The organism is Methylobacterium sp. PvR107, from assembly GCF_017833295.1.
Classification (GTDB): domain Bacteria; phylum Pseudomonadota; class Alphaproteobacteria; order Rhizobiales; family Beijerinckiaceae; genus Methylobacterium.
This window is the reverse complement of record NZ_JAFIBW010000001.1, coordinates 2,792,521-2,819,498: the sequence shown is the minus strand read 5'-3', so window position 1 is coordinate 2,819,498 and position 26,978 is coordinate 2,792,521. Positions and strand designations below refer to the sequence as shown.

24 protein-coding genes are annotated in these 26,978 nt (G+C 68.0%); 12 read left to right on the top strand and 12 right to left on the bottom strand.

Features of this window, described 5'->3' with window-relative positions; genetic code table 11:
- Positions 1 to 28: 28 nt before the first annotated feature.
- The gene (locus JOE48_RS13245) at positions 29 to 253 is read left to right on the top strand and encodes a hypothetical protein (protein ID WP_210030369.1); all 225 of its coding nucleotides are present in this window, start codon (positions 29 to 31) and stop codon (positions 251 to 253) included.
- A 65-nt stretch (positions 254 to 318) separates the two neighbouring features.
- Here JOE48_RS13245 and JOE48_RS13240 read toward each other — a convergent pair whose 3' ends face one another.
- Positions 319 to 993: a sigma-70 family RNA polymerase sigma factor gene (locus JOE48_RS13240; RefSeq protein ID WP_210035739.1), complete on the bottom strand. Its 675-nt coding sequence runs from the start codon at positions 991 to 993 to the stop codon at positions 319 to 321.
- 521 nt (positions 994 to 1,514) lie between these two features.
- Here JOE48_RS13240 and JOE48_RS13235 point away from each other — a divergent pair.
- Positions 1,515 to 1,709: a hypothetical protein gene (locus JOE48_RS13235; protein WP_245252815.1), complete on the top strand. Its 195-nt coding sequence runs from the start codon at positions 1,515 to 1,517 to the stop codon at positions 1,707 to 1,709.
- 73 nt (positions 1,710 to 1,782) lie between these two features.
- On the opposite strand, the gene JOE48_RS13230 is transcribed toward JOE48_RS13235, so the two are convergent.
- Positions 1,783 to 2,109, bottom strand: coding sequence for a helix-turn-helix domain-containing protein (locus JOE48_RS13230; protein ID WP_210030365.1), 327 nt, complete (start codon positions 2,107 to 2,109; stop codon positions 1,783 to 1,785).
- Positions 2,110 to 2,473: 364 nt separating this feature from the next.
- Here JOE48_RS13230 and JOE48_RS13225 point away from each other — a divergent pair, with 364 nt between their 5' ends.
- The 3 genes from JOE48_RS13225 to JOE48_RS13215 are packed head-to-tail and all read left to right on the top strand — an operon-like array spanning position 2,474 to position 8,094.
- A complete protein-coding gene (locus tag JOE48_RS13225) occupies positions 2,474 to 4,237 on the top strand; it encodes a type I secretion system permease/ATPase (RefSeq protein WP_210030364.1) in 1,764 nt (587 codons plus the stop codon).
- Positions 4,238 to 4,240: 3 nt separating this feature from the next.
- Positions 4,241 to 5,602, top strand: coding sequence for an HlyD family type I secretion periplasmic adaptor subunit (locus tag JOE48_RS13220; RefSeq protein WP_210030363.1), 1,362 nt, complete (start codon positions 4,241 to 4,243; stop codon positions 5,600 to 5,602).
- A gap of 38 nt (positions 5,603 to 5,640) precedes the next feature.
- A complete protein-coding gene (locus JOE48_RS13215) occupies positions 5,641 to 8,094 on the top strand; it encodes a hypothetical protein (RefSeq protein ID WP_210030361.1) in 2,454 nt (817 codons plus the stop codon).
- 57 nt (positions 8,095 to 8,151) lie between these two features.
- Here the strand turns inward: JOE48_RS13215 and JOE48_RS13210 are convergent, their stop codons facing one another.
- The 4 genes from JOE48_RS13210 to JOE48_RS13195 form a co-directional block, all read right to left on the bottom strand.
- A complete protein-coding gene (locus tag JOE48_RS13210; protein ID WP_210030360.1) occupies positions 8,152 to 8,613 on the bottom strand; it encodes a sigma factor in 462 nt (153 codons plus the stop codon).
- A 534-nt stretch (positions 8,614 to 9,147) separates the two neighbouring features.
- Complete coding sequence (locus JOE48_RS13205) at positions 9,148 to 10,473, bottom strand: alpha-amylase family glycosyl hydrolase (RefSeq protein ID WP_210030359.1); 1,326 nt, start codon at positions 10,471 to 10,473, stop codon at positions 9,148 to 9,150.
- 107 nt (positions 10,474 to 10,580) lie between these two features.
- A complete protein-coding gene (locus JOE48_RS13200; protein WP_210030357.1) occupies positions 10,581 to 11,879 on the bottom strand; it encodes an ammonium transporter in 1,299 nt (432 codons plus the stop codon).
- 253 nt (positions 11,880 to 12,132) lie between these two features.
- Entirely contained in the window at positions 12,133 to 13,155 is a 1,023-nt protein-coding gene (locus JOE48_RS13195; RefSeq protein ID WP_210030356.1) for a transporter, read from the bottom strand.
- A gap of 874 nt (positions 13,156 to 14,029) precedes the next feature.
- Between JOE48_RS13195 and JOE48_RS13190 the strand changes: the two genes are divergently transcribed.
- From JOE48_RS13190 to JOE48_RS13180, 3 genes are all read left to right on the top strand, one after another.
- Positions 14,030 to 14,320: a hypothetical protein gene (locus tag JOE48_RS13190; RefSeq protein WP_210030354.1), complete on the top strand. Its 291-nt coding sequence runs from the start codon at positions 14,030 to 14,032 to the stop codon at positions 14,318 to 14,320.
- Between the two features lie 188 nt (positions 14,321 to 14,508).
- Positions 14,509 to 15,432, top strand: a complete 924-nt coding sequence (locus JOE48_RS13185) for a formylglycine-generating enzyme family protein (RefSeq protein WP_210030352.1) — start codon at positions 14,509 to 14,511, stop codon at positions 15,430 to 15,432.
- A gap of 110 nt (positions 15,433 to 15,542) precedes the next feature.
- The gene (locus tag JOE48_RS13180; protein WP_409518633.1) at positions 15,543 to 17,123 is read left to right on the top strand and encodes an arylsulfatase; all 1,581 of its coding nucleotides are present in this window, start codon (positions 15,543 to 15,545) and stop codon (positions 17,121 to 17,123) included.
- A gap of 370 nt (positions 17,124 to 17,493) precedes the next feature.
- Here JOE48_RS13180 and JOE48_RS13175 read toward each other — a convergent pair whose 3' ends face one another.
- The 4 genes from JOE48_RS13175 to JOE48_RS13160 all read right to left on the bottom strand — a co-directional run bounded on the left by JOE48_RS13175 (position 17,494) and on the right by JOE48_RS13160 (position 20,473).
- Entirely contained in the window at positions 17,494 to 19,533 is a 2,040-nt protein-coding gene (locus tag JOE48_RS13175; protein WP_210035737.1) for a YgiQ family radical SAM protein, read from the bottom strand.
- Positions 19,534 to 19,735: 202 nt separating this feature from the next.
- Positions 19,736 to 19,915, bottom strand: a complete 180-nt coding sequence (locus tag JOE48_RS13170; RefSeq protein WP_210030348.1) for a hypothetical protein — start codon at positions 19,913 to 19,915, stop codon at positions 19,736 to 19,738.
- A gap of 71 nt (positions 19,916 to 19,986) precedes the next feature.
- Entirely contained in the window at positions 19,987 to 20,190 is a 204-nt protein-coding gene (locus tag JOE48_RS13165; protein WP_210030347.1) for a hypothetical protein, read from the bottom strand.
- Positions 20,191 to 20,281: 91 nt separating this feature from the next.
- Positions 20,282 to 20,473 carry a hypothetical protein gene (locus tag JOE48_RS13160; protein WP_210030346.1) on the bottom strand — a complete coding sequence of 64 codons (192 nt, stop codon included), beginning with the start codon at positions 20,471 to 20,473 and terminating at the stop codon, positions 20,282 to 20,284.
- Between the two features lie 106 nt (positions 20,474 to 20,579).
- Between JOE48_RS13160 and JOE48_RS13155 the strand changes: the two genes are divergently transcribed.
- The 4 genes from JOE48_RS13155 (at position 20,580) to JOE48_RS13140 (ending at position 23,390) form a co-directional block, all read left to right on the top strand.
- Positions 20,580 to 21,089 carry a DNA polymerase ligase N-terminal domain-containing protein gene (locus JOE48_RS13155; protein ID WP_210030345.1) on the top strand — a complete coding sequence of 170 codons (510 nt, stop codon included), beginning with the start codon at positions 20,580 to 20,582 and terminating at the stop codon, positions 21,087 to 21,089.
- A 14-nt stretch (positions 21,090 to 21,103) separates the two neighbouring features.
- Entirely contained in the window at positions 21,104 to 22,243 is a 1,140-nt protein-coding gene (locus tag JOE48_RS13150) for an acyl-CoA dehydrogenase family protein (RefSeq protein WP_210030344.1), read from the top strand.
- Between the two features lie 226 nt (positions 22,244 to 22,469).
- On the top strand, positions 22,470 to 23,009 hold the full coding sequence (locus tag JOE48_RS13145; RefSeq protein ID WP_210030343.1) for a cytochrome b: 540 nt from the start codon (positions 22,470 to 22,472) through the stop codon (positions 23,007 to 23,009).
- A gap of 171 nt (positions 23,010 to 23,180) precedes the next feature.
- Positions 23,181 to 23,390, top strand: a complete 210-nt coding sequence (locus JOE48_RS13140; RefSeq protein ID WP_210030342.1) for a hypothetical protein — start codon at positions 23,181 to 23,183, stop codon at positions 23,388 to 23,390.
- A 178-nt stretch (positions 23,391 to 23,568) separates the two neighbouring features.
- Here the strand turns inward: JOE48_RS13140 and JOE48_RS13135 are convergent, their stop codons facing one another.
- Positions 23,569 to 25,047, bottom strand: coding sequence for a PAS domain-containing methyl-accepting chemotaxis protein (locus tag JOE48_RS13135; RefSeq protein ID WP_312893188.1), 1,479 nt, complete (start codon positions 25,045 to 25,047; stop codon positions 23,569 to 23,571).
- A 336-nt stretch (positions 25,048 to 25,383) separates the two neighbouring features.
- On the bottom strand, positions 25,384 to 26,556 hold the full coding sequence (locus JOE48_RS13130; RefSeq protein ID WP_210030338.1) for a zinc-dependent alcohol dehydrogenase: 1,173 nt from the start codon (positions 26,554 to 26,556) through the stop codon (positions 25,384 to 25,386).
- Positions 26,557 to 26,978: the final 422 nt, after the last annotated feature.

Here is a 26,978-nt window from a genome sequence, read left to right as displayed (position 1 = left end):
CCTGCTTTGGCTGGGGGAGCACCCTGCGATGCATCACAACCGGTTCCGGGTGACGCTGGAAACCCGCGACGGCCGACGCGTCCTCACCGCCGCAACGGAGCGCGAGGCCGCCCTGATGGCCGAGTCTGTCCTGCGCCGCTACGCGGGCGAGCCTCTCACAATCGGCTTCAGCGTCGAGTGCGCGGATCGTGAGGCGAGCCGCCGCATCGCCTTCTACCTGACGGATCTGGTCCTCGAACTCGATCTCGCCTGAGGCATGACCCGAGCATCCGGGCGCGGATCGCCCCGGAATCCCGGCTGCGACCTGCGTCGAAAGCCCTACGCGAGCTCGGCCACGAGCATGGCTCGGGCGCGGCTCACCCGGCTCTTCACGGTGCCGGTTTGACAGCCCATCACCTCGGCAGCCGCTTCATATGTCAGGCCTTGTGCGCCCACGAGCAGCAGGGCCTCGCGCTGAAGTTCGGGCAGCTTGCCGATATGGGACCAGACGGTCTGCAGGTCGGAGCCGTGCTCCTGCGCGGCCGGAGCCGTGAGTTGCGCCGCGGCGGCGCCGTCGACATCCTCGATCTCGCGCTTCCGCTTGCGGCACTCGGTATAGAACTGATTGCGCAGGATGGTGCACAGCCACGCCTTCAGGTTCGAGCCTGCTGCGAACAGGTCCTGGCTAGCCCAGGCCCGCAGGACGGTCTCCTGCACCAGGTCGTCGGCGCGCGAGGCGTCGGCCACGAGCGACAAGGCGAACGCGCGCAGCCCTGGAAGCGCCTTGGTCAGCTCCGCGCGAAAGACCAAGGCTCTCTCGCGGCTTTGCCCCTCCAGAGCAGTCTCGAGCTGCGCGACGAGATCAAGCAGGCGCCGCGGTGTTTGCGCCCCCGTCAGCGCTTCGTAGGCGCCGCGCAGGTGGGCGCCGAGATGATCCCGCACCCCGGCAGGGAGTGAGGCCGTATCCAGGAGGGCAAGGGGTTTCGGCCGGCCAGATGCCGTCCTTTCGCTCATCAACCTGTCCGTCACGACATGTCCTCTCAAAGCCTCAGCCGTCTTGCCGAGCCCCGGTCCACCGTGCGCGTCGCCCGCCGCGACGGCGAGGCGCAATCGGCCATCCCGCGATGGCGTCCCGGAAATGCGCGTCTTCAAGCGTCCAACCTCTGCCATAGGCCCAGCCACCTGACTGTACAGTGAACACCTAACCCTGCAACGAGAGGATCGTTCTCGGAGCCTTGTGCGTTTGTGGTGGCTCCGTTCGGTGAGCGGCGAAGGTCGGTGAGGCGCGCAGGAGCCGCGAGGATCGTCGCGTTCCGGGATACCCGGACCTCGGCGCTGACTGAACCCGAGCGCCCGAACCCAGGCCGTGCCCGACGAGGTGGCCGGTCGGGAATCGCGCTCGATCGGAGCGAGGCCGTGGGCCGGGTTCGGATCGCTCCCGTTGTCGTTCGAAGAGGAGCTGCTGGGCAGCGACGATGCCACAGAATGTAGTCTATCGGATCGAAGACAGGGCGGACGGCCGCTTCGACGTTGTGGTGACGCTCGAGTCCGGCAAGGTCTTCAAGCGTTCCGGCTGCGTCACGCGTGCCGAGGTCGATGCCTGGATCGACGGCTTACGGGTTCTGATGGCGGCGGTCGGTGCGCCCGTATCGTCGGCCGACGCGGCGTCGCAGGATGCGCGGCGCTTCGGATCGCAGTCGGCGCACGATGCCGATCAAACCACGTCTTGAGCGTGGGCCCGGCCGCTGTCCGCCTCGGAGCCGGCTTTTCCACGGATCCGCGACCCGAAGGACGGCCGATGGCCTAGGCTTCGTCGTCCTCGGCCCGGGTGGTGAGATCGCCGAACAGGATCTCGTACGTCATCGGATCGTAGAAGCGCATCACGTTCCGGACGAACTCTCGAGGCTCGATTTTCAGCGCGTCCGCCCAGGCACGGTAGCGATCCGGAGGGATCCGGCCGCGCCCGGTCTCGAGCTGCGAGATGAACGTATAGTATTCCGCGCCCACGAGAGCGGCGAGCTGCCGTTGTGACAGGCCTTGCGCGTCCCTCAATTCCTTCAGATACCGCCCACCTTCCCGACGCAGCTCCAGCACCTCTTCCGAATCCAGGCGTTGGTAATGCGCATACACGAGGGTGTGCCTTCCTGCGTGCGGTCGCTGCTGCACGCGGTGCTTATACAGTAAAAGCCATATAGCTACGACGGCCCTACGATGTCCAGACGCTGGCCGGTGGACTCGGTCGCTCCCGCGACGTGATGCTTGGCAGGATTCCGAATGGCTCTATCATGTCGACCTCAGGGACCAACATGAACGGGGGTGCCGATGGCCAGCCTGTCGTAGGGTGTTCCTGATCGGCCGCGCGGAACTGTCTACGATCAGACCCTTGGTTCAAGGGGGCGGATGCCGGCTTCGGGTGGTGTTCGACGCGATGAAGTCGCGAAGTATGTTTTTGAAGGCCGCTGATGGCGCCGGTCGATTGCAGGAAGAAGGCGGTATGGGCGATCATTCACTGCAGTCGACATTGACCACCGGACTGCGCGCGCTCCGGCCGGTCCTGGCAACGGCTGTGATTTTTGGATTGTTCATCAATCTGCTGCTCTTCGTCAGCCCGCTGTATATGCTTCAGATCTATGATCGGGTCATTCCGAGCCGCAGTGAAACGACCCTCGTCGGGATCACGCTGATCGCAGCGTTCGGCCTTGCCGTTTACGCGACCTTGGACATGTTGCGCGCGCGCCTTCTGGTGCGTGGGGGGGTGATCTTCGATCGGGAGATCGCCAATCCGATCTTCGATGCCGCCCACCAAGGCATGCTGATCCGGCCCGGCGCGCGCCACGAGACGGCGCTGCGCGACGTCGATGTCCTGCGCGAGTTCCTGACCGGCAGCGGGATGCTGGCCTTCTGCGACCTGCCCTGGATCCCGATCTTTCTGCTCGCCTGCTTCGTGCTCCATCCCTGGTTCGGCTGGATGGCGCTCGTGGGTGGCGGCACGATCCTCGGACTGACGCTGCTCACCGAGATCGCGACGCGCTGGACGCTCGACGCCGCCAGTCACGCCTCGCGCGAGGCGGGGCAGCAGGCCGCCGCGGTTTTCCGGAACGGGGAAGTGTTGCAGGCCATGGGCATGCTGGCTGCCCTGCGTGGCCTCTGGCGTCGGCGCCACGACGACGTCCTGGTCCTTCAGGCGCGGGCGAGCGATCGTGCCGGCCTGATCGTCGCCGCGACGAAGTTCGTCCGCATGCTCCTGCAGACCCTGGTCCTGGGGGCGGGCGCGTACCTGGCCATCCACCGCGAGATCTCCGCCGGGTCGATGATCGCCGCCTCGATCATCATCGGCCGTACGCTCGCGCCGATCGAGGCCGTCGTCGGAAACTGGAAGGGCTTCACGGCCGCCCGCGCAAGCTACCGGCGGCTGACGGATCTCATCGACATCGCCAAGCCGGAGAGCCGCCGCCTGATGCTGCCGCGCCCGCAGGGTTTGATCCAGGCCGAGAACATCTCCGTCGCGGCACCCGGCTCGACGCGGCCGATCCTCAGCGCGGTGAGCTTCCGGCTCGAGCCCGGCAGCCTCGTGGGCATCATCGGCCCGAGTGCGGCCGGAAAGTCGACCCTCGTGCGCGCCCTGACCGGGGTCTGGCCTCTGCTCGACGGCACCGTGCGCATCGACGGGTCCGACCTGCGTCACTGGGACAAGCAGGCGCTCGGCCAGCACGTCGGCTACCTGCCCCAGGACGTGGAGCTGTTCGACGGCACGGTGGCGCAGAACATCGCACGGTTCGCCGCCGCAGACGACGCGCGTGTCATCGCGGTGGCCCGGAGGGCGGGCTGTCACGAGCTGATCCAGTCCCTTCCGGACGGGTACAACACGGTGATCGGGCGGGATGGCCACGGATTGTCGGGCGGTCAGCGTCAGCGCATCGCGCTGGCCCGCGCCCTCTACGGCGAGCCGAGCTTGGTTGTGTTGGACGAGCCGAATGCGAGCCTCGATCAGCTCGGCGAGGCTGCGCTGATGCGGGCCGTGGCGGAGCTGAGGCAGTCGGGCACGACGGTGGTGATCGTGACCCACAAGGTGAGCCTGCTGGCCGAGGCCGACCGCGTCCTGCTGATGAGCGGGGGCACCTTGCAGAGCGACGGCACCGCGGAGCAGGTTCTGTCACAGATCACCGGTCCGCGTCCGGTCCCGACCCTGGTGCCGCCCGTCGCTCCCCCGGCGTCCCAGAGCCGCCGGGATTCCGACGCACAGCGGAGCGCGGGATAGGCGATGACCCTCTCGCGAGCCGCGATGCCGAGCCTGTCGCCCCCGCGGCGAACGCCTGACGAGGAGCGGGCGGGCGGCGGTCCGACCAACTGGCGTGTGTACGCCGTCGCCGGCTATGCCGTCATCGTCGTGACGTTCGGCGTCGTCGGGACCTGGGCCGCCCATGCGCGCCTGGACCGGGCGGTCATCAGTCCCGGGATCATCGTCGCGGAAGGCAGCCGCAAGGTGGTGCAGCATCTCGAAGGCGGCATCGTGCAGGAGGTGCTGGTGCGGGACGGGCAGACCGTCCACGACGGCGACGTCCTGCTCCGCATCGATCCCGTGCAATCGCGCGCCAGCAACGATCTGCTCCGCGGCCAGCTCGACGCGGCGTTGATCCTCGAGGCGCGATTGCGCGCCGAGCAGGAGCAGGCGCCGGATCTGGTCCTGCCGCCGGAGATCGCGGCGCGACGGGATGACCGTGCCGTGGCCCGCATGATCGACGACCAAGCCAGTCAGCTGTCGGAACGGCGCGCGTCCTTTCAGGCACAGCTTGCGCTCATCCAGGCGCGGGTCACGCAGCTGAACACCGAGATTGCCGGCCTCGCGGTCGAGAAGGCCTCGGTCGAGCAGCAGGTCGCCCTGATCCAGCAGGAACTGGATGGCCTGCGCGGCCTGCGCGAGAAGAACCTCATCCCGCTCTCCCGTGTCCTGATGATGGAACGCGAGCACGCCCGCCTCGCGGGTGTGATCGGGCGGTCCGTGGCCGAGACCGCCAAGGCGCAGAACGGCATCAACGAGGCGGGGATGCAGGCGGCGCAACTCAAGCAGAAGCTTCAGGAAACGCTGACGGCACAGCTGCTGGATACCCGTCAGAAGAGTTCCGAGCTGCGCGAGAAGCTCATCGTTGCCCAGGATGTTCTCCGGCGGCACGAGGTCCGGGCCTCGCATCAGGGTGTCGTCCAGGGCTTGAAGGTCTACACGATCGGGCAGGTGATCCGCTCCGGCGAGCCGCTGATGGAGATCGTCCCGACCAACGACCGGCTCGTGATCAGCGTCCAGTTCGCGCCGAACGACCTGGAGGCTGTCCATGCCGGCATGCGCGCCGAGGTCAAGTTCCCGGCCTTCCAGACGCGCCGCACGCCCGCCATCTTCGGGACGCTGACGATGGTCTCGCGCGATCGCCTGATCGACGAGGGGACGAAGCAGCCTTATTTCGCCGGCATGGTCGAGATCGACGACCATCAACTGCCGGAGGAGGTACGGCCCCGTCTCCTGGCGGGCCTGCCCGCCGAGATCGTCGTGTCGGCCGGCGAGCGTACGGCGCTCGACTATCTGGTTGCGCCGTTCTTCGAGGCTCTCGGACACGGCTTCCATGAACGCTAGAGCCTGTTCGTCAGTTCACTTTCGGACGTGAGGTCCTGATGGGTGCGGTCATCTCCTTCTTCCGGCCCGCAGCGACCAGCCAGGGCGGCTGGTCGCAGCAGGAGCTCGCGGAGTTCTACCGCGTCGAGGCCGCGCTGATCCGGGCCGGACTGCAGATCGGCAGCGAACAGGGTCTGAGCGACGAGGCGGAGCCCTGGTTCGTCTTCTGCCGGCCGGACGGCGACGCGATCATGCATTTCGCCCGGATCGACGGCAGCTACGTCATCGCCTCGGAGGTCCTGGACAGACCGATGCGGGGCAGCGATTTCCGCACCCTGATCAACCAAGTCGCCCAGCGCTACCCGGAGCTCCTTCCGATCCCGCAAGGCGCCGACGGAACGAAGCTCTCGGTCCATCCGGCCGCCCTGCTTGCCGCTCTCGTCGCGGCTGCGGCTTTGAGCCTGTCACCCCAAGACGCGTTCGCGGCTGACCAAGAGCACGCGGGCGACGGCCCGGTTCCGGCCGGTCCATTGGGCCAGACGCTCCAGCAACGGGCGGCGGGCGCCCGAGATTCCGGCGATGCCGATGAGCGCGACAGCCATCGCAAGCAGTTCGGCGTCATCGTGTTCTCCGCGATGGTCTTCGCGGCCGATGCCTTCGCGGCCGACCTTGGCGAGCCGGCGACGGAGCCGGGCCTGTCCTTCGGCTCAGCGGGCGGCCACGCTGTCGCCTCGTGGGAGCAGGGCAGCGTCCCGGTGCCCGCAGGCGAGGCGCTCCGCACCGCCAGCGCGGGTGTGCCGCTCACGTCCGGCGCGAGCGGCCAGGCAGCGAGCGGGACTGCCGGTTCCACGACGGCCGAGCCGATTTCGGCCGCGCCCTCCCAACCGGGCAGCACCGATGTCAGAGCCATCGGTCCCGGACATCCGACGCTCGTGCACGGTCCTGCCTGGGCAGGCCTGGAGCCCGCCTATCAGGCTTCAGCCCAAGCGGCGGAGGCGGGCACACCCCGAACCGCTGGGTCGTCGACGTCGCCGGAGGCCCGGTCGGACGCCGGTGCGGCTGCGTCGGGCAGCGCCGACGGTGCGGGGCAGGCGGGCCCGTCGCCCGCCACAAATGGTGAGACCGCGTCTCAGCATGAGAGTGCAGCGCAGACAATCGGGCATTCCGCGACCGAGACACCGTTATCGCCGATCGACGGGGTCACTGCGACGACGCAGGCCGACCTGACTCGTTTGGCGCCTGCGCTGCGGGAGGAGGGGACCGGGGGACAGGAGCACGCCGCGCGGGGCGGCCCCGTTTCAGAGGGAGAGGCCTTGCGTGCCGCGAACGCGGTTGGAGATCGGGCTCATTCCGGCAGAAGCGAGCCGGATCAAAGCCGGACCGGCGCCGAGGGTCATGGCGGTGCCAACGGCACGAATGCGGGCCATCAGTCCGGCGCGTCGCAGGCCGAGGCGAACGGCGCGGATCCAGGCGCGGCTCAGGCCGACGGGGCGCCCGGCAAGAGCGGCGAGGCACCGGGTCAGCTCAAGGAGGCCGGATCGGCCACGCACGGCGCCGACGGCCACGGTGCGGCCAATGGCGCGAGTGCGGGCCATCAATCCGGCGCGTCGCAGGCCGAGGCGAACGGCGCGGATCCAGGCTCGGCTCAGGCCGGCGAGGCACCCGGCAAGAGCGCCGAAGCGCCCGGTCAGCTCAAGGAGGCCGGATCGGCCACGCACGGCATCGAGGGTCACGGTGCGGCCAACGGAGCGAATGCGGGCCATCAATCCGGCGCGTCGCAGGCCGAGGCGAGCGGCGCGGATCCAGGCTCTGCTCAGGCTGAAGGGGCGCCCGGCAAGAGCGGCGAAGCGCCCGGTCAGCTCAAGGAGGCCGGATCGGCCACGCACGGCATCGAGGGTCACGGTGCGGCCAACGGCGCGAGTGCGGGCCATCAGTCCGGCGCGTCGCAGGCCGAGGCGAGCGGCGCGGATCCAGGCTCTGCTCAGGCTGAAGGGGCGCCCGGCAAGAGCGGCGAAGCGCCCGGTCACCTCAACGAGGCCGGATCGGCCACACAGGGCACCGAGGGTCACGGTGCGGCCAACGGCGCGAATGCGGGCCATCAGTCCGGCGCGTCGCAGGCTGAGGCGAACGGCGCGGATCCAGGGCACGTCCAACCCGGCACCGAGGCTCAGGGCGCGCCTCACGCCAACACTCCTGCGGCGGCAGATCCTGGGCCGCACATAAGCTCCGGGCAGCCGGTTGATCCGCCAGGTTCGGGCGCATCGCCCGCCGTGAGCGGTGGTCAGCCGTCCTCCGTCAGCCAGACGTCCCATGCAGGTGGGCAGAGTCAGGCGCAGCCGCCGGCAGCGCAGGTCGACCCGGCCGGAAACCTCGTGTTCTCATCCGATGGCCAGCGCGGGCATGCCGCCGCGCCAAGCCATACGCCGGCTGAGGCTGGGTCGCACGGCAACGTCGAGCTGGTCGGGCTTTCGGATCAGGGCACGAACGCGCATCACATCGATCTGCACTCCTGATGAACCTGTCGAGCACGCGACCGCTCGGGAGCTTCAGGGTCGGCTGGACGTGAACCCTCAATCAACGGAACCGGCCGGTCGCCCTGCGGCGGCCATGCCCAGATCGGGGCGTTCGCGGTCCGTGTCGCGCCTGTGGAATGAGACGCCGTTCCGCATCATCGCGAAGATCCAGGCCCTCAGGTCGCCGCCCGGCCGATATCGATCTTGGCTCTGCCAAGCCCTGAGAAGCGTCTCTTGGACGAGGTCTTCGGCCTGCTCTGCCGCCTGCGTGACCGATCTCGCAAAGTGCCTCAGTTCGGGCAGCAGCCGCAGAAGGTCATCGCGAAACTGGTCCGGGTCAGGCGCCTGCGACGGCTCCGCATCCGCCCGAGTGATCTGCGCGGGCAGGCTGTGCAGGCGAAGGTCCGCGGTGCGGGCTTGGGCGCGCGGCAGGCCCGGCCGGCCTTCGACCTTCGGGCGCGGCGCCGTTCCGCTTTCATCGGCGTAGGGCTGTGAGCGGGCATCCGGATGGAGCGGCATGGGGTGACGGATCCTGATCTCACCATGCAAAATCGTACAGTGAGTATACGATAGAGGTTTGCTGTATGGCTAGCTGCGCAGTCGCTCTCGGCTCTCTGCGGCCACCCGCTGGAGGTGGCGGTGCGCCTGTCAGCTTCCAGCCGAGTGCCGGATGGAGCCGACGCCGCTGTGGCGACCGTGCCCGACCCTCCCCGGACGTTGAAGTATGCAGATCGACAAGGCCGGGAGGGGAGGCGGAGCGAAAGGCACGGCGCGTTTCAGCCGCCTCTCGCGCCCTTGCCGCCGCGCAGCAGCTCATGGCCAAGGCGGGACCGCGCTCAGCATCAGCAGGGCGGCAGTGGTCACGAACAGGCTTTTCACAGGACGCCTCCTCGCGGCTCAGCGGTCTGGACGGCAACGCCGCACCTTGCCATCGTGGCAAGGTCAACCCGTTTCGTAGGCCGCGCGCTCGGCGTTCACCCGCCGCGTCATCCGGACGTGATCGACGCTCCGGTCTGTTGACGGGGCACGAGCGGGGCTACATCCGGCCGCTGTTCAAGCGGTCAGGATCGCCCAGCCGTGGGGGGCGAGATTCACCCGCACGCCACCCGCGTCGCCGACGAGATGACCGTCTCCCACCTCGATGCGCTGAGCCTCCGGTACGGGCAGCGATACCGGCTCATCGGCGAGGTTCAGCGCGACGAACAGCGTCCGAGGCGCCTCCGTCACCGCGAGCACGAGCTGCGCGTTCGCCAAATGGACCTGCCGCGTCCGGGCCCGATGCAGCCAGGGATGGCGTCGGCGCAGGGCGATGAGGCTCTGATGCAACCGGTAGATCGGCCAGCCGTAGGGAGCGAGCCCGTCCGGCGCCGGCGGGAATTGTGGGCGGATCGCATCGTCCCCACCCACCCGTTCCTCCTTCACGCCGCGGAAGGCTTGCTCGTCGCCGGCGTAGATCGAGGGCGTGCCGCCGCAGGTGAACAGGAGTGCGAGCGCATGGGGCAGGTGCCGCTCATCCGTGAGACGGCTGGCGATGCGCGTGACATCGTGATTGCCCACGAAGGTCAGCGGCACGAAGGCATCCAGGTAGCCGTTGTGGCGTTCCAGCGCGTGGGCGAGTTCGAACAGATTGCGGTCGTTGAGACCGCTCCAGATCGCCTTCCAGAGCTCATATTGGGTCACGGCATCCATGCCGGTATCGCGCACGATGCCGGTATAGTCGCCGTGGATCACCTCACCGACGATGTAGGCGTCCGGATGCGCGGAGCGGACCTCAGACAGAACCTGGGCCCAGAACCGCCGCGGGACGGCGTAGGCCGCGTCCAGGCGCCAGCCATCGGCGCCGCGGTCGAGCCAGTGGTCCATGATCGCGGCGACGTAGTCCGCAACCTGCGGCGCGTCGTGATTGAGTGTGACAAGCTGCCGATGCCCCTCGAAGCAGGCATAGTCCGGCTCGGACCCGGGCGCGGTGCCCCGCGGCCAGGACAGCTTGAACCAGTTCGCCCGGTCTGCCTGCGGGCCCCGATGCAGGACCTCCTGGAAGGCCGGGTGGCTGCGGCCGACATGGTTGAAGACCCCGTCGAGGAGGATGCGCAGGCCGCGCGCGTGCGCGGCCTCGATCAGGGCATCGAAATCGGCATCGTCCCCGAGACGCGGATCGATCCGGAAGGGGTCGACCGTATCGTAGCCGTGGGTCGCGGCCGCGAAGATCGGCCCCAGCGCCAGCCCAGACGCGCCGAGTTCGACGATATAGTCGAGCCAATTGTGCAGCTGGGGCAAGCGATGCACGACCGGCGCGGCGGGAGCAGCCTCGGGCTCGGCTCCGACGAAGCCGAGTGGGAAGACCTGCCACCAGACAGTGTGTTGGATCCAGGCCGGCACCAGACCTCCTTGCACCGCGAGCCGCGGATGAACGTCACGCCGCGGATAACGTTGCCGTGCCGATCCCGTTCGTTCTCACCGTCGCCGGTCGGGGGCGGGGCGTCCGATCAGGTTGTGTACTCATAGGCGCGCTCGCCATGGCTCGCCAGGTCCAGTCCGTCATGCTCGGCTTCCTGGTCCACGCGCAGCGGGGTCACGACGCCGAGAAGCCGCGCCAGGCCGAAGGTGAGGAGCCCCGACCACAGGGCGGTCACCCCGACGGCGAGAGCCTGAACCGCAAGCTGTCCCAGAACCGTGCGGCCTTCGCCAAGGCCGATGCCGCCGAGGTCCGGCAGCAGGAAGAGCGCGAGCAGGAGCGATCCGAGAATGCCGCCCACGCCATGCACGGCGAAGACGTCGAGGGAATCGTCGATGACGAGGCGGTGCTTCACGTACAAGGTCACGAAGAAGCAGACGAGCCCGCCGGCGGCACCGATCAGGAGGGCCGCGGCCGGCGAGACGTAGCCCGCGCCCGGTGTGATCGTGGCCAGACCCGCCACGCAGCCGGTGACGATCCCGATCGAGGTCGGCTTGCGGATCTTCACCCATTCCGCCGCCGTCCACGCCATGGCGCCCGCAGCGGCCGACAGATGCGTGACGAGGATCGCGTTCGCGGCGCTCGCGTCGGCGGCGAGGGCAGAGCCGCCGTTGAAGCCGAACCAGCCGACCCAGAGCATGCCGGCGCCCATCATGGTCATTCCTGGGCTGTGTGGCGGCGTCAGCGTCGTCGGGAAGCCACGACGGCGGCCCACGAGAATGGCGAGGAGCAGGGCTGAGATTCCCGCCGTGGTGTGGACCACGATGCCGCCGGCAAAGTCGAGGGTTCCGAGCGCGGCGAGCCAGCCGCCGCCCCAGATCCAGTGCGCCACCGGGATATAGACGAGCAGCAGCCACAGGGCCGAGAACAGGGCGACGAAGGGAAAGGCCACGCGCTCCGGGATGGCGCCGATGATGAGGGCCGGCGTGATCACCGCGAAGGTCATCTGATAGAGCGCGAACACGGGCTCAGGGAGGAGCGTCCCGGCCCGCAGCGGCTCCAGATGGGCCAGGAACGCCTTGTGAAGCGTCCCGATGATCGCGCCGTCACCGTCGAACACCAGACTGTAGCCGCAGATTGCCCAGAGCACGGAGGCGATGCAGCAGATCGCGAAGCACTGCATCAGGACGGACAGGACGTTCCGTGCGTGAACCAGCCCGCCGTAGAAGAGGGCGAGGCCCGGCAGCGTCATGAACAGGACGAGTGCGGAGGCTGTCAGGATCCAGGCCGTGCTGCCGCTGTCGGGCGCGGGGGCCGCCGCCAGACTGGGCGTGGCGGCCAGGACCAGGAGCGCGAGGCCGGACAGGCCCCGCTTGGACAGCGACAACATGGGGAGCACCCTTCGGAACAGCCGCGCTTCCAAGCAGACTGCCTAGCAATCAGGCAAGCGCGCGCGTCCGCGGTGGCTAACAAGATCGCGTGTGTCGCTGCCGCGATACACCGATGACGGCCACAAAGGATGGGCCCCGACGCGCCCCATCACGGCGGCGGGGCGTGTCGGGCAACCCTGCCGTCGCGGGCTTGAATGCGGTCAGGCCCGGAACGCGTGCCGCAGGCCGCTCACAGGGCGGTCCCTGCGCTCCTCAATACTTTGCGACAACCGGCTTGGCCTCCGCGGCGGCCTTCGGCGGCGCGACCCAGAGCGGAGCCGAGATGGTCAGGTACGTTGCGGTGCCTTGGAACCGGTTCCGGACATCGAATTCGCGATAGACCCGCACGCTCGTGGCAATCGGGATCTCGCCGGCGTGAAAGGTGTAGCCGATCTGGCCGCCCAGCGACACGACCCGGCCCTTGAACGGGCCGATCCTGTCGCCGGACCCGCTGTCACCCGTAAGCTGGTCGTAGAAATAGCCGACGAGGCCGATCGACAGGTCCTTGCTCAGGTACTTCGATGCCGACCACTCCAGGTGGAACTCCGTGCCGGTCAGGTACCGTGTCGCGGGATTGATCCAGTTGAACGTGATGCCGGGGACGACCGAGAGCTCGTAGCCGAGAACCGGGTCGAGGTAGGTGAGCGCGCCGCTGAGATCGAGGGCCGGGCGGTTCAGCGCGATGTTGGACAGCTGGCCATTCTCGAACGAGCCCGACGGGACGACGCCGAGCGCCGTCACGGTCCAGTGCACATTGCCGGAATGCCAGCCCACGAAGGACGCGAGATAGATGTCGCCGACGTTGAACACGGCATCGTGCTCGCGTCCGGCGATGATGCGGTCGATGCGCGGGGAGGACAGGACCGCGGCGGCGCTGACGTCCGGCGTCCCGAACGGGATGGTGATGGAGAAGCCGAGGTTGCCGCCCAGGATCTCGACCGGCGTCACCCAGATCGGCGACGCGAAGTTCGCGACGGTGGAATTCTTGACGCCCGCGGCCACGACACCGCCGCCCTGGAAGACACGGTTCGCCCCCAGGTCACCCTGATAGAAATACGTCTCGTTCTCGAAGTAGAAGCCCGGCGGTGGCGTGACGCCCGCGAGCGGGCCACGATTGCCGAGCACGTAGACGCCCTGCGCATATTCGGCCGCTCGGGCCTCCTCGGCCGTGATCAGGGCCGATACGCCCAGGAGAGCTGCCGCAGCCCATCGGATCGGCGTGCCGAGGCGTTGCATGTCTTCAGCTCCCAAGTTTTGGCGAGGAGACTCGCTGAGAGTTAAAGCAAAGCTGTCATATTACGCGCCGGTAAACAAGCGTTCGAGCGGCGCGGATTTTATGAATGCCGACCATTTGATGTAATTTTGCGACACGCTCTGTGGATCACGTTGAATTCGATGTGTTGGATACGATACGATTTTGCATGAGACTGTGTTCCGGCATCGTCGCGATCGCGCTCAGCAGAGCCAGGAGATCGTGACGCCGCGTGCGCCGCTGTCGTTCCTTGTGCATCCCGGCGCAGGACGCGCGCCGGCCAGAAGAACCTTTGCGAGGATGACGTCGGAGAAGGGTGCCGTCTGTGGCGCCTTTCCCATGCTGGCCGCAGGATCGGCGGAACCGGAGCGTCCGGGTCGGCGCATCTCGGCGCCCGGATCGGATCAGCGATGTGGACCGAGAGGCGCGCCGCTTAAGGCCGGCGATCTACCTGACACCCTACGCATCGACCCTTCGAGCACTTGTTGATGTTGAGTGTTCGGTAAGGGTTTCGCAATTCACTTCCATCTGGAATTCGTATAAATTCTATCCATTCCGTGTAAATCGATCGCGGCGCGACTCATGTCACATTCCCGATCGGCAGCCGCCTACTCAATTCCGCTTGGGTGTCGCTCTTGATGACACTTTATTTCGAAGAGTCCGCTTGACACGCTTCGATATCGAATGTTTATTGTATCCCCGATTTAACAACGATTCGACTGCCGATTACAGACGTGGCGCAGCGACCTATTACTTAACGCGGAGCGTGATGTTGCTCGGGCAAGAGCCGGGCAGTCCAATCCTCCCGCGTTGAATGAGAAAGCTGATTGCATCGAAGTCCAGCGAAGGGGGCAATCGATGTTGAAGTCATTGAGCCTGCTGTTCCTGGCACTTCCCGCCGCTACGGCTGCCTATGCCGAGGAGGTGCCGCGCTTCGACATCAAGGCAATCTGCGGTGCGGCGCCGTCGATCGGTCAGAGCGCCCAGGCCACCGATCAGGGCTGCATCCACGACGAGACGCTGGCGCGCGCGCAGCTTGAACAGCAATGGCCGGGCTTCAAAACGAACCGCCGCAACGCCTGCGTTCAGGAAGTGAACATCGGTGGCCCCCCAAGTTACGTCGCCTTGCTGACCTGTCTCCAGATGTGAACCCATAATGCGTCCGATGGGCCGGCATGGGTGCATCGATGGCCCTTTGCTTGCGCAGATCTACGATTCTGCTGCCTTGCCAGACGTAAGAGTACCCATTTCGATCAGGGGGGGCCGCGATGTCGGGTGCTTCGCTCTCCGCGCTGGCGCGACGTGGTCCCGAATTGTCGACGAGGACTGTGGAAGGGATGATCCGTATTCCCGGCGGAACGTTCCGCATGGGCTCGAACGATCACTATCCCGAGGAAGCACCGGCGCATCGTGTCGGCGTCGACAGCTTCTGGATCGACCCGGTGCCGGTCACCAACCGCCGTTTCAAGGACTTCGTCCGCGCGACCGGCTACCGGACAGTCGCGGAGAGCCCTCCGGATCCGACGAACTATCCGGGCGCGCAGCCGGAGATGCTCTATCCCGGCTCGCTCACCTTCTGTCCCCCGCGTGAGCCCGGCGACAGGCGCGACTGGACCCGATGGTGGACGTTTCTGCGGGGGGCGAATTGGCGGCATCCCTACGGTCCGGGAAGCTCGATCAGGGGCCTCGACGATCATCCCGTCGTGCACGTCGCGCTCCGCGACGCCGAGGCCTACGCCGCATGGGCCGGCAAAGCCCTTCCGACCGAGGCGGAGTGGGAGTTCGCGGCCCGGGGCGGCCTTGAGGGCGCTGAATACGCCTGGGGTGACGCGTTCGCGCCCGCGGGACGCCGGATGGCCAACACGTGGCAAGGCGACTTCCCGCACCTCAACACCGCCACCGGACCCGACAAGCGCACGACGCCAGTCGGCGCGTTCCCCCCGAACGGCTACGGGCTCTTCGACATGATCGGCAATGTCTGGGAGTGGACGTCCGATTGGTACGGAGCGACGCATCCGGCCGATGCCGCGAAGGCCTGTTGTATCCCTCGGAACCCGCAGGGCGCGCGCGAGGAGGACAGCGTCGACCCACGCAATCCGCAGGTTCCGATCCCCTGCAAGGTCGTGAAGGGCGGCTCGCACCTCTGCGCGCCGAATTACTGCCGCCGCTATCGGCCGGCGGCCCGGCACGCACAGCCCGTCGACACCTCCATGAGCCATGTCGGCTTCAGGTGCATCCTGAGAGAGAGGGATCGGTCATGACCCACGATGACGCGCACCAAAACGATCAGACGCGCTTCGGGCCGGAAAGCGCCCTCAGCCGCCGGACCATGCTCCTCGCCGGCACCTCGCTCGTGGCGACCGCCGGACTGATGTCGAGCAGTCCAACGGCCGTCGCGCAGGCTCAGCAGCCGTCTTCGTCGGGGCAGAAGCCGAACATCATCGTCATAACGGGCGACGACATCGGCATCTGGAATATCGGGGCCTACCATCGCGGCATGATGGCGGGACGGACACCCAACCTCGACCGGCTGGCCTCCGAGGGCATGCTGTTCACCGACTACTACGCCGAGGCCAGCTGCACGGCGGGGCGCGCGGCCTTCATCACCGGCGAGTTGCCGATCCGCACCGGCATGACGACGGTCGGCCAGGCCGGCGCGCCCATCGGCTTGCCCGCCCAGGCTGTCACCATCGCCACGGTGTTGAAGGGGATGGGCTACGCCACCGGGCAATTCGGCAAGAACCACCTGGGGGACAAGAACGAGTTCCTGCCCACCGTGCACGGCTTCGACGAGTTCTTCGGCTACCTCTATCATCTCGACGCGATGGAGGACCCGTCCCACCCCAGCTACCCGCAGGAGCTTCTGGGTCAGGTCGGCCCACGCAACATGATCCATTCCTGGGCGACGAGCGTGGCCGATCCCACCGACGACCCGCGCTGGGGCGTCGTCGGCAAGCAGAGGATCGAGGATGCGGGGCCGCTCTATCCGAAACGGATGGAGACGGTGGACGACGAGATCCGCGACCTGGCGCTCGGCTTCATCGACAAAGCCAAGTCCGATGGCAAGCCGTTCTTCGTGTGGCTCAATCCGACCCGGATGCACGTCACCACCCACCTGTCGCCGAAGTATCAAGCCCTGCGCAACTCCAAGAACGGCTGGACCATCCATGAGGCCGGCATGGCGCAACTCGACGACGTCGTCGGGGCGGTGATGAAGAAGCTGGCGGATTTGGGCGTGGACGATAACACCATCGTCGTCTTCAATACCGACAACGGCACGGAGGTCTTCACCTGGCCGGATGGCGGCCAGACCCCGTTCGCACAGTCGAAGGGCACGGTCATGGAGGGCGGCTTCCGGGCTCCGGCGATGATCCGCTGGCCCGGCAAAGTGCCTGCCGGCAAGATCGAGAACGGCGTCATCTCCGGCCTCGACTGGTTCCCGACGCTGGTCGCCGCGGCGGGCAACGCCGATATCGGCGCGGAACTGAAGATGGGCAAGAAGATCGGCGACGAGACCTACAAGGTTCACCTCGACGGCTACAATCAGATGGACCTGATTACCGGCAAGGGCCCGTCGCGGCGCAACGAGATCTGGTATTTCGGCGAGAGCGAACTCGGAGCCGTGCGGATCGGGGATTACAAATATCGTTTCATCGACCAGCCCGCCGGCTGGCTCGGGGACAAGACCAAGCCCGATGTCCCCTACATCACGAACCTGCGGCTCGACCCGTTCGAGCGGACGGGGTGGCCCGACAACGGGACCAAGACCGGCACACAGAACTACATGAACTGGTTCCTGTACGAGTTCTGGCGCTTCACCTTCGTCCAGCAGGAGGTGGAGAAGCTGGCGATGACCGCCGTCGAGTTCCCGCCGATGCAGAAGGGCGCGAGCTTCAACCTCGACGCCGTTAAGGCGAAGATCCAGGCCGCGCGGGCCGCGATGGCGAAGTGAGCGGGGACATGGCCGGGCCCCTCGGCGCCTGTCCGGTTTCACGGCGGCTCATCCCCGCAGCGGACCGGCGGCGTTCGGCCATGCCCGCCCGCCGTTTTGCGCGGAACGCTCCTCTTCGCGACGCCTGAAAACCTGCCCCGTCGGCGGGACCTTGGCTCTTGTCGCGCCGGCATCCGTCGAAGGGCCTGACGGTCGAACACGCGTCCGCACGGCCGAAGCTTCGGACTTGACCGCCGGCGCCGAGACAGCGTGAACGGTGCAGGATCGGTCGGGGTGGCGTTCCAGAGCGGACGGAGATGCCAGGTCGCTGATGGGCGATCCGGGTCGGAAGCCGGCCATGGAGCATCTGTTCACCGGCGGCGCGGAACCGTCACTTCCGCAGCGGCACGCCCTTCGTGGTGAAACGTGGCCCGCCGCCCGTGTAGCGGGGTCGCGGCTGGCCGCCCGTCTTGCCTGCCCCCGCGCCGGTTCCCGGCGGCTGCGAGAACGGCACGAGCTGGTCCGGCCGCGGCCCGATCAGATCGGCGCGGCCCATCTCGCGCAAAGCCTCGCGCAGCAGTGGCCAATTCTCAGGGTCGTGGTAGCGCAGGAACGCCTTGTGCAGCCGGCGCTGGCGCAGCCCCTTGATCGCATCGACCGGCTCGCTGCCGCCGCGCCGCACGCCCCGCAGGGTGTTGATCTCGGTGTGATACATGGCGGTCGCAGTCGCCATCGGCGAGGGCAGGAACGTCTGGACTTGGTCGGCGCGGTAGTTGTTCGCCTTGAGCCAGAGCGCGAGGTGCATCATGTCCTCGTCGGTCGTGCCCGGATGCGCCGCGATGAAGTACGGGATCAGGTAGTACTTCTTGCCCGCCTCCTTGGCGGCGGCGTCGAACATCTCCTTGAAGCGGTCGTAGGTGCCGATCCCCGGCTTCATCATCTTGTCGAGGGGGCCGCGCTCGGTATGCTCCGGCGCGATCTTCAGGCGGCCGCCGACATGGTGGGTGACGAGCTCCTTGACGTATTCCGGGCTCCTGACCGCGAGGTCGTAGCGCACGCCGGATGCGACCATCACCTTCTTGACGCCCTTGACCTCGCGGACCTTGCGGTAGAGCCGGATCAGGTCGTCATGCGAGGTGTTCAGGTTCGGGCAGATGTCCGGAAAGACGCAGGAGGGCAGCCGGCACGCCGCCTCGATCTTCGGATCCTTGCAGGCCATCCGGTACATGTTGGCGGTCGGCCCGCCGACATCCGAGATCACGCCCGTGAAGCCCGGTGTCTTGTCGCGGATCCGCTCGATCTCGCGCAGGATCGAGCCCTCCGAGCGGTTCTGGATGACGCGGCCCTCGTGCTCGGTGATCGAGCAGAAGGTGCAGCCGCCGAAGCAGCCGCGCATGATCGTCACCGAGAACTTGATCATGTCCCAGGCGGGAATCTTCGCGTCGCCGTAGGACGGGTGCGGGGCGCGGGCATAGGGCAGGTCGTAGACCGCATCCATCTCGTCGCTGGTCAGCGGGATCGGCGGCGGGTTGAGCCACAGGTCGCGGTCCCCGTGGCGCTGGACGAGCGGGCGCGCGTTACCGGGATTGGCCTCCCGGTGCAGCACGCGCGAGGCGCGGGCATAGGCCTCCTTGTCGTCCTTGACCTGCTCGTAGGCGGGGAGCCGGATCACGGTCTCGCCGGGCCGGCGGGTGGCGGCCTCGTCCGCGGAATCGAGGTCGTCGGCGGGCAATTCGGTGTAGTGTGCGGGCACGCGGCGGAACAGGGCGACGCCCCGGATCGCGTCGAGCTGGTGCGGCGCCTCGCCGGCCGCGAGCCGGTTCGCCACCTCGACTACGGCGCGCTCGGCATTGCCGTAGACCAGCAGGTCCGCCTTCGCGTCCGCCAGGATCGAGCGGCGCACCTTGTCGGACCAGTAATCGTAGTGGGCGATCCGGCGCAGCGACGCCTCGATGCCGCCGAGCACGATCGGCACGTCCTTGTAGGCCTCGCGGCAGCGCTGCGTGTAGACGATGGTGCAGCGGTCCGGGCGCCGGCCGCCTTCGCCGCCGGCCGTGTAGGCGTCGTCGTGGCGAAGCCGGCGGTCCGCCGTGTAGCGGTTCACCATCGAATCGAGGTTGCCGCCGGTGACGCCGAAGAACAGCCTCGGCTTGCCGAGCGCCTTGAACGGCTCCGCCGAGTGCCAGTCGGGCTGGGCGATGATGCCGACCCGAAAGCCCTGCGCCTCGAGCAGCCGGCCGATGATCGCCATGCCGAAGCTCGGATGATCCACGTAGGCGTCACCCGTCACCAGGACGATGTCGCAGGATTCCCATCCGAGCGCGGCCATCTCGGCGCGGCTCATCGGCAGGAACGGCGCCGCCTGCGCGCGCGGCGACGGCGGAGCGGCGAGTAGGGCCAAGGGGCGGTCGGCGGAGGCTTGGAGTTCCATGGGCCCCTGCATAGGCCTCCGAGGCCGCGATCTCAACGAAGGGACCGGGGAAGGCAGGGCCGCGAACGCGGGTTTACGGGTTGCCACGCGTCCGTGTGGCGTTTGCCGCGTAACAAATCCGCCGTCATGCCGGGGCGCCGCAGGCGGGCCCGGACCCGGAGGGGCACGCCGGAATCAGACGCGGAACTGGGATGCGCGCTGGTCAGCGGCCATCCGTCGTGGATCGACCGGACGGGTTCCGCATCTCAGTTGACCGCGCACCGGACGCCTGGAGGCCGCGGCTGGCCTCGCTTTCGAGATGCATCTCCAATGCGGAGGCCGTCATGTGCACGACGGCCTTGAATTCCTTGTGGTTCGTCGCGTGGTCGTCCGTCTCGGCCATGGGTCACCTTCCAGTCGCGGGAGGGGCGGCCCCGCAGGCGCGGCCGCCCTGAACAATGGGATTGTTGGGGATCAGCTGTCGGCGCTGCCGCCGTCGAGGGTCAGGTCGAGGTCACCGGCCTGACGAGCGCGACGATCGTCGCGGCCGCCGCTCGAGCTGGTCCAGGCCCTGCTGCTCCAAGGCGCGCGCGTCGCGCAGCGGTCCCCGTCCATCGTGCCGATATCCGTACTGGCCATGTTGTCGCGATTCCAGGCGCGTTTCGGGTTCGTCGGCAAACGTCGGCGGCTCTTCCCGTTTCCGGTCCAAAGCCGCGACGTAAACGCCGGCCGTCGGCGACGGACGGCGGTTTTGCTTGGCGCGCCTGTTTCAGCAGGTGTTGGCGATCACGAAGATTTCTGCCGGCCTGTCGTTCATCCAGATGGCGGCCTGCCAGATCGACGAATGCCAGTGCTGTCCTGAGACGCGGTCGTTTTGGTCGCAGCTCGGCGCAGGAAAGTTCGCGCTTGTTTTGTGTTGGCTTTTGAAGTCGCCGGGCAGTCTGGTGCGGTTGTTGGACACTGGCGCGACATGGACACGGAGACGGCCTGGCGAGGCCGGGACCAGGAACCGTCGCTGACAGGCGGCACCGCCATCCCGGTTCGGGATCGGGCGGAGCGGGCCGACCATGTCTGAGTTGGGAATCCTGGCCGACCGCGTGCAGAAGCACGCGGCCCGTCGGCTGCACGACGACGTCCGGCTGCAAGTCGGCGGAGTCCTGAAGAGCTCGGCGGTCGCGCGCGGGCCGAGCCTCGTCGCGGGCGAATGCCGCCTCGCCATCGCCGTCGAGGACCACGGCCTGGACTACGCCGACGACGAGGGCGTGATCGCGCCGGGCCAAGATGGCGCCGGCACCGTCCTGCTCTGGGACCACGGGACCTGGGCGCCGGAGGGCGATCCGGACGCGGCGCTGGCCTCAGGGTCGCTCGCCTTCGCCCTGCAGGGGCGGAAGCTTAATGGTTGCTGGCGTCTGCTACGCATGAGGCCGAAGCCGCGCGAGCGCCAGGTCTCGTGGCGGCTGGTGACGTCGCACGACGGGGCGGCACGCGCGGCCGGCGAGCCCGACATCCTGGAGGAAGCGCCGCAATCGGTCCTGACCGGGCGGACGGTCGAGGAGATCGCCGCTGCGGTGGCGTGAAGGAGGGAAGGCGCATGGACCAGAGGACTCCGACCGACCTGGCCTTCGACGCCGTCGTGGCCGCCCGGCTGGCGGCGGCTGCCGCCGCCGAGCGCGCGGATGCCCAGGATCGCGATGACGGCTTTCCGGCCGAGGATGTCGTCGACCTCGCCCGTCGCGGCCTGCTCGCCGCGCCCGTCCCGTCCGACGCCGGTGGCGCCGGGCTCGGCGAGGAGCCGGGCGCGCGCAACCTCGCGGCCGTGTTGCGGCTCGTCGGATACGGCAGCCTGGCGCTCGGGCGGCTCTACGAGGGCCACGTCAATGCGCTCCAGCTCGTCGCCCGCTACGGTACCCCCGCGCAGCAGGCGCGCCTTTTCACCGATGCCGGCGGTGGGCACCTGTTCGGAGTCTGGAATACGAACCCGCCCGGCGACGGCCTGCGGCTGCGAGAGGATAGCCGGCTTCGGGGCGTGAAGACCTTCGCGTCGGGCGCCGGCTTCGTCACCCGCGCCCTCGTGACGATCACGCGGGAGGGGGATGCGGCCTCGCTGATGCTGGTCGTGCCGCTGGAGCCCGGCAGCCGCGCCGACCTGACCGGCTGGCGCGCCCACGGCATGCGCGCCTCCGCCACCGGCACCGTCGATTTCGACGACATCGTCGTCGGTGCGGACGCGATCCTGGGCGGCCGGGACGATTACCAACGCCAGCCGGCCTTCTCGGGCGGGGCATGGCGGTTCGCCGCGGTGCAGCTCGGCGGCATCGAGGCCGTGTTCGATGCGTGGCGCGCCCATCTCCGCGCGGCCGGTCGCGGCGGCGATCCCCATCAACGCGCGCGGCTCGGCGAGGGGGCCATCGCGGTCGAGGGCGCCCGGCAGTGGATCGAGCGCGCGGCCCGGATCGTCGCGGAGAACGACCTTCCACCCGAGCGGGTCGTCGCCTTCGTCAATCTGGCCCGGCTCGCCGTGGAGAAGGCCGGGCTCGACGTGCTGCAACTCGCCCAGCGATCCGTCGGCCTGCAGGGGTTCCTGCGGCCCCATCCCCTGGAGCGCCTGTCCCGCGACCTCGCGACCTACCTGCGCCAGCCGGGGCCGGACGGTGCCCTCACCAGCGCGGCCGAAGAGATCCTGCGGGCGCGCGGCGCGGCGGAGGACCTGTGGGCCGGAGGCGCCGAATGAGCGGGCTTGCCACCGCATCGTCGCCGGGCGGGAGCGACACGCGCCGCGACGTTCTCGGCGCTCACGGGATGCGGGTGCATCCGACCGGGGAAACCCGCTATCCTCCGACCGGTGCGGCGGCGGCCGGACGCCGCATCGCCGGTGCGCGCGCGATCCGGCCCGTGCAGGGCCGAATCCGGACGGAGCCCACGCGGCGCGATGTGCGCGCCGGCCAGGAAGGCCAATCATGCGGGTGAACGGCTGGCTCGATACGCCGCAGCGCTACGGCCGCATCAGCCGCGCCTTCCACTGGCTCATGGCCGCGCTGTTCGCGTGGCAATTCGCCGGCGCGCTCCTCTACGTCGCCATCGGTGACACGGCCCTGACGCGCTTCGTCGGCGGCAGCCACTTCACCCTCGGCTTCACCCTCTTCGTCCTCGTGCTCCTGCGCGGCCTCTGGGGGCTTGCGAACATGGCGCGCAGACCGCCGCATCCCGGACGCCTGGGGCGTGCCGCGGTGGCCGGTCACGCATTCATCTACCTCCTGATGGTCCTCACGCCGGGGCTCGCCCTGCTCCGCCAGTACGGATCCGGCAAGCCGTTCACGCCCTACGGCCTTCCGCTGATGCCGGGGCGGGACACCAAGATTGCCTGGATGATGGCTCCGGGCGACCTCCTCCACCCCTGGCTCGGCTTCACCCTGATGGTCGTCGTGCTCGGGCATGCGGCCATGGCCCTGATTCACCGTCGGGTCCGGCAGGAGAATGTCTTGGCCCGGATGGCCTGACGCGGTTGCCGCGGCACCGCGAGGCCGCCCGGATGCGCGGCCACCGAACCGGCGGCGCTTCGGCTCGGGCCGTCGCCCGGGAGCGGCCGGTTCCGGCATCCGGCAGGAACTTCGATCGTCGACGATACTTTGCTCGACGCGCGGGCACCCCGCCCGCCGGCGAGGTCCGTCATGTCGAGCGACACCGAAAAGCACCACGCCCTTCTAAGCGCGCTGAGAGCAGCCCAGGGCAAGGGCGACGGCAGCTTCGAGCAGGCCGTGACCGATGCCTTCGCGCATGTCTTCGAGCATCTGAGCCGGCTCAACAATCACGTCGCGCTCGGTGGGCCCGACGGCGAGGACCGGCATCTGCAGCCGGGCGAGTCGCAGACCCTGCGTTAGCCGTCTCGCGCGGGGCCGGTTCCCCGGCCCTGGATCGCGCGGCCCCGGCGGCCGGGACGGCGCGCATCCGGGCGCGCCCGCCGCAAACTGGCCGCGGCCGCGATCCATACGCCGCGTCGATGCTGAGCTGGCTAAACATCGACGCGGCTGCGGCGCGGGTGAGCCCGCGGCCGGCGCGCTAAGCGAGACTCTGCGCCGCCGCACGCAGCGTCTGCGTCGCCTCGTCCGCGTGGCCGGCGGATTCGGCGATCAGACCGAGACCGGAGGTGATCGCCCCGACCCCCTGAGCGGCGGTCTGCATGGTCGTCGACATCGCGCGGGTCACCGCGGATTGCTCCTCGACGGCCGTGGCGATGGCGCCCGCCACCGCGTTGAGACCCACGATCGTGGCCTGGATCGAGCCGACCGCCGCCACCGCCTTCTCGGTCGCGGTCTGGGCCCCGGTGATCTGGGCGGCAATCTCCTCGGTCGCCTTCGCGGTCTGGTCGGCGAGCGCCTTCACCTCGGAGGCGACCACCGCGAATCCCCGGCCTGCCGCGCCGGCGCGGGCCGCCTCGATGGTCGCGTTGAGTGCCAGCAGGTTGGTCTGGGCCGCGATGGTCTGGATCAGAGACACGACCGCGCCGATCTGCTCGGCCGAATGGCTCAACCCCGCGATGATCGCCTGCGTCGCCTGGGCCTGCTCCACGGCCCGTCCCGACATCTCGGACGCCTGAACGACCTGCGCGCTGATCTCCGCCACCGAGGTGGCGATCTGCTCCGCCCCCGAGGCGATCGACTGGATGTCGCCGGAGACGTGGGCCGACGATTGCGCGCCCTCCCCAGCCTGTCGCGAGACCTTCGAGGACGCTTCCGCGATGGCGTTCAGGTCCCGGGCCAGGGCCGTCTGCAAGTCCGCCCGGCGCTGGCGATCGAGCACCTGCGCGGTGACGTCGGTGGCGAATTTGACGATCTTCAGGAGGCGTCCGTCCCGATCGAAAATTGGATTGTAGCTGCCCTGGATGAAGACTTCGCGGCCACCCTTGGCGAGGCGCTTGTACTCGGCGGCTTCGTACTCGCCCTGGCCCAGACGCGCCCAGAACGCCCGGTAGGCGGCGCTGTCGCGGACCTCCGGCTCGATGAACAGGCTGTGGTGACGCCCGGTGACCTCGTCCAGATGGTAGCCCATGGCGGCGAGGAAGTTGTCGTTGGCGGTCAGGATCGTCCCGTCGAGCGCGAATTCGATCACCGCCTGGGAGCGGTTGATCGCCCGGATCTGCCCCTCGTGGGCGATCGTGCGCGACACCTGATCGGTGACGTCGCTGGCGAACTTGACGATCTTGAGCGGCCGGCCGCGTCGGTCCAGGACGGGATTGTAGGTCGCCTGCAGCCAGACCGTACGCCCGTTCTTGCCGATCCGCTTGAATTCGCCCGCCTGGTAATCTCCACGACGCAGCGCCGCCCAGAATTCGCGATACGCGTCGCTCTCTCGGAAGGCCGGATCGACAAGTTCCGCATGCGGTCGTCCCTGGATCTCGTCGAGCGCATAGCCCATCGTATCGAGGAAGTTCTTGTTGGCAGCCAGGATCGTGCCGTCGGTCGCGAATTCGATGACGGCCTGAGATCTGTCCAGAGCCCTGATCCTGGCGTGCAGATCCTTGTCGAACACGAAACCCACTTGTCGTCCCCCGCCTTGCTTCATCCCGACCGGATGAAGGCTTTATGCTTGATCCGCCGCCGCGTCGGACTTGGGGTGCCAAATGTGGGCGCAAAATTCATTGCTGTCGATGATCCCGTCAAGAATTAAGTGTGCATGGTCGACGAGGATTAACATGTCTGGCTGCATATCGGCCGACAGATACTGTTTTTATCCGCCGAAATATCAGTTTGGTATTTTTCTTATCAATGTTTGAGCCTGAAAATTGGTATCACTTACAAACTGATTTCTGGAGGATCGTTAAAGCAGAAGCGGGCGCGCCGCGGACGGTTCCGATCGTGGCGCGCCCCGTGCGGGTTACAGGTGGAACACCACCTTCACGCAGCCGTCCTTCTTGTCGCGGAAGGTCTTGTAGAGGTCCGGCCCCTCCGCGAGGTCCTGCGAGCGGTGCGTGATCAGGCCGGTCATGTCGATCTTGCCCTCCTGGATCAGCTTGGTCAGCGTCTCGAGATAGCGCTTCACGTGGGTCTGGCCGCTCTTGAGGGTCAGGCCTTTCTGCACGATCGAGCCCATGTTGACCGGGATCGGCCCGCCATAGACGCCCGGCACCGAGACGATGCCGCAGGGCCGGACCGCCTTGATCGCCTCGGCCAGCGCGTAGGGCCGCTCCGTGGCGGTGAGCTTCTCCTGGACCGCGGAGAGCACGCCGGTGATGCCGCCGTGGCCGGCGCTCGCCTCCATGCCGACGCAGTCGATCACACCGTCGGCGCCCTGGCCCTTGGTGATCTCCTTGATCCGCTCGAACACGTCCTCGTTCATGAAGTCGATCACGTCGGTGGCGCCGACCTTCTCGGCCAGGGCGATCCGCTCGGGCACGGTCTCGATGGCGATGATCCGCCCGGCGCCCATGATCTTGGCCGACTGGATCGCGAACAGGCCCACGGGACCCGCGCCCCAGATCGCGATGGTCTCGCCGCCCTGGATCTCGCAATGCTCGGCGCCCTGCCAGCCGGTGGGCAGGATGTCGGTGAGGAACAGGACCGACTCGTCATCCATCCCGTCCGGGACCTTCATGGGCGCGACGTCGGCCATCGGCACGCGCACATACTCGGCCTGACCGCCCGCATAGCCGCCCGTGAGGTGCGAGTAGCCGAACAGGCCGGCCGTGGTGTAGCCGAACTGGGCCGCTGCCATCGCGGCGTTGCGGTTCGAGCGCTCACACACGGAGAAGTTGCCGAGCTTGCACTGACGGCATGACCCGCAATTGATGTTGAAGGGCACGATGATCCGATCGCCCTTCTTGAACTTTGTGAAGCCCTGGCCGACCTCGACGACCTCACCCATGAATTCGTGGCCGAGGACGTCGCCGCTCTCCATGGTCGGCATCAGCCCGTCCATGAGGTGCAGGTCCGAGCCGCAGATCGCGCAGCTCGTCACCTTGATGATTACGTCGCGGGAATCCTCAATGACCGGATCCGGGACGGTATCGCAGCGGATGTCGTTGCGGCCGTGCCAGCACAGTGCCTTCATCGCAAGCTCTCCAAAGGACGAGGGGGGTGTGACCAAGGCGGCCACGTCCGAAGTTAAGCCCGCGGCGGTACGGCCAAGTTCCGGGACGGCGACGTCGCGACCGCGGATGCAGGGCGCAGGGATGCCGACGGTTCATCCATCGGCCGAATTCACAGGCCGATTCCCCCGGTTGTCTGGCCGGCAGCGGGATCGGCGGGCCTCTCGCTGTCCGGCCGCGCCGCCAGATCGGGGCGCGACACCGGCCGTCCTCGCCGGCCCGGTACCGATACACCGGTGACGTTTCCGGTGTGGCCAGCTTTGGTCAGGCGGATGGTTTACAAATGTTTCACGTGAAACGTCCGTCTTCACCCGTTTTTCGGGCTTGAACCGCGTCCTTCCGGGGCAGCGCAACGGAGCCCGGGTTCCCGAAGCGTCGACGCGCC

Coding starts and splice junctions, on each gene's coding strand:
- JOE48_RS13170 (WP_210030348.1), bottom strand. CDS start 19,915: ATGGCCGAGACGGACGACCACGCGACGAACCACAAGGAATTCAAGGCC.
- JOE48_RS13145 (WP_210030343.1), top strand. CDS start 22,470: ATGCGGGTGAACGGCTGGCTCGATACGCCGCAGCGCTACGGCCGCATC.
- JOE48_RS13220 (WP_210030363.1), top strand. CDS start 4,241: ATGACCCTCTCGCGAGCCGCGATGCCGAGCCTGTCGCCCCCGCGGCGA.
- JOE48_RS13190 (WP_210030354.1), top strand. CDS start 14,030: ATGTTGAAGTCATTGAGCCTGCTGTTCCTGGCACTTCCCGCCGCTACG.
- JOE48_RS13210 (WP_210030360.1), bottom strand. CDS start 8,613: ATGCCGCTCCATCCGGATGCCCGCTCACAGCCCTACGCCGATGAAAGC.
- JOE48_RS13130 (WP_210030338.1), bottom strand. CDS start 26,556: ATGAAGGCACTGTGCTGGCACGGCCGCAACGACATCCGCTGCGATACC.
- JOE48_RS13180 (WP_409518633.1), top strand. CDS start 15,543: ATGTCGAGCAGTCCAACGGCCGTCGCGCAGGCTCAGCAGCCGTCTTCG.
- JOE48_RS13240 (WP_210035739.1), bottom strand. CDS start 993: ATGAGCGAAAGGACGGCATCTGGCCGGCCGAAACCCCTTGCCCTCCTG.
- JOE48_RS13225 (WP_210030364.1), top strand. CDS start 2,474: ATGGGCGATCATTCACTGCAGTCGACATTGACCACCGGACTGCGCGCG.
- JOE48_RS13155 (WP_210030345.1), top strand. CDS start 20,580: ATGTCTGAGTTGGGAATCCTGGCCGACCGCGTGCAGAAGCACGCGGCC.
- JOE48_RS13245 (WP_210030369.1), top strand. CDS start 29: ATGCATCACAACCGGTTCCGGGTGACGCTGGAAACCCGCGACGGCCGA.
- JOE48_RS13185 (WP_210030352.1), top strand. CDS start 14,509: ATGATCCGTATTCCCGGCGGAACGTTCCGCATGGGCTCGAACGATCAC.
- JOE48_RS13150 (WP_210030344.1), top strand. CDS start 21,104: ATGGACCAGAGGACTCCGACCGACCTGGCCTTCGACGCCGTCGTGGCC.
- JOE48_RS13140 (WP_210030342.1), top strand. CDS start 23,181: ATGTCGAGCGACACCGAAAAGCACCACGCCCTTCTAAGCGCGCTGAGA.
- JOE48_RS13215 (WP_210030361.1), top strand. CDS start 5,641: ATGGGTGCGGTCATCTCCTTCTTCCGGCCCGCAGCGACCAGCCAGGGC.
- JOE48_RS13175 (WP_210035737.1), bottom strand. CDS start 19,533: ATGGAACTCCAAGCCTCCGCCGACCGCCCCTTGGCCCTACTCGCCGCT.
- JOE48_RS13200 (WP_210030357.1), bottom strand. CDS start 11,879: ATGTTGTCGCTGTCCAAGCGGGGCCTGTCCGGCCTCGCGCTCCTGGTC.
- JOE48_RS13195 (WP_210030356.1), bottom strand. CDS start 13,155: ATGCAACGCCTCGGCACGCCGATCCGATGGGCTGCGGCAGCTCTCCTG.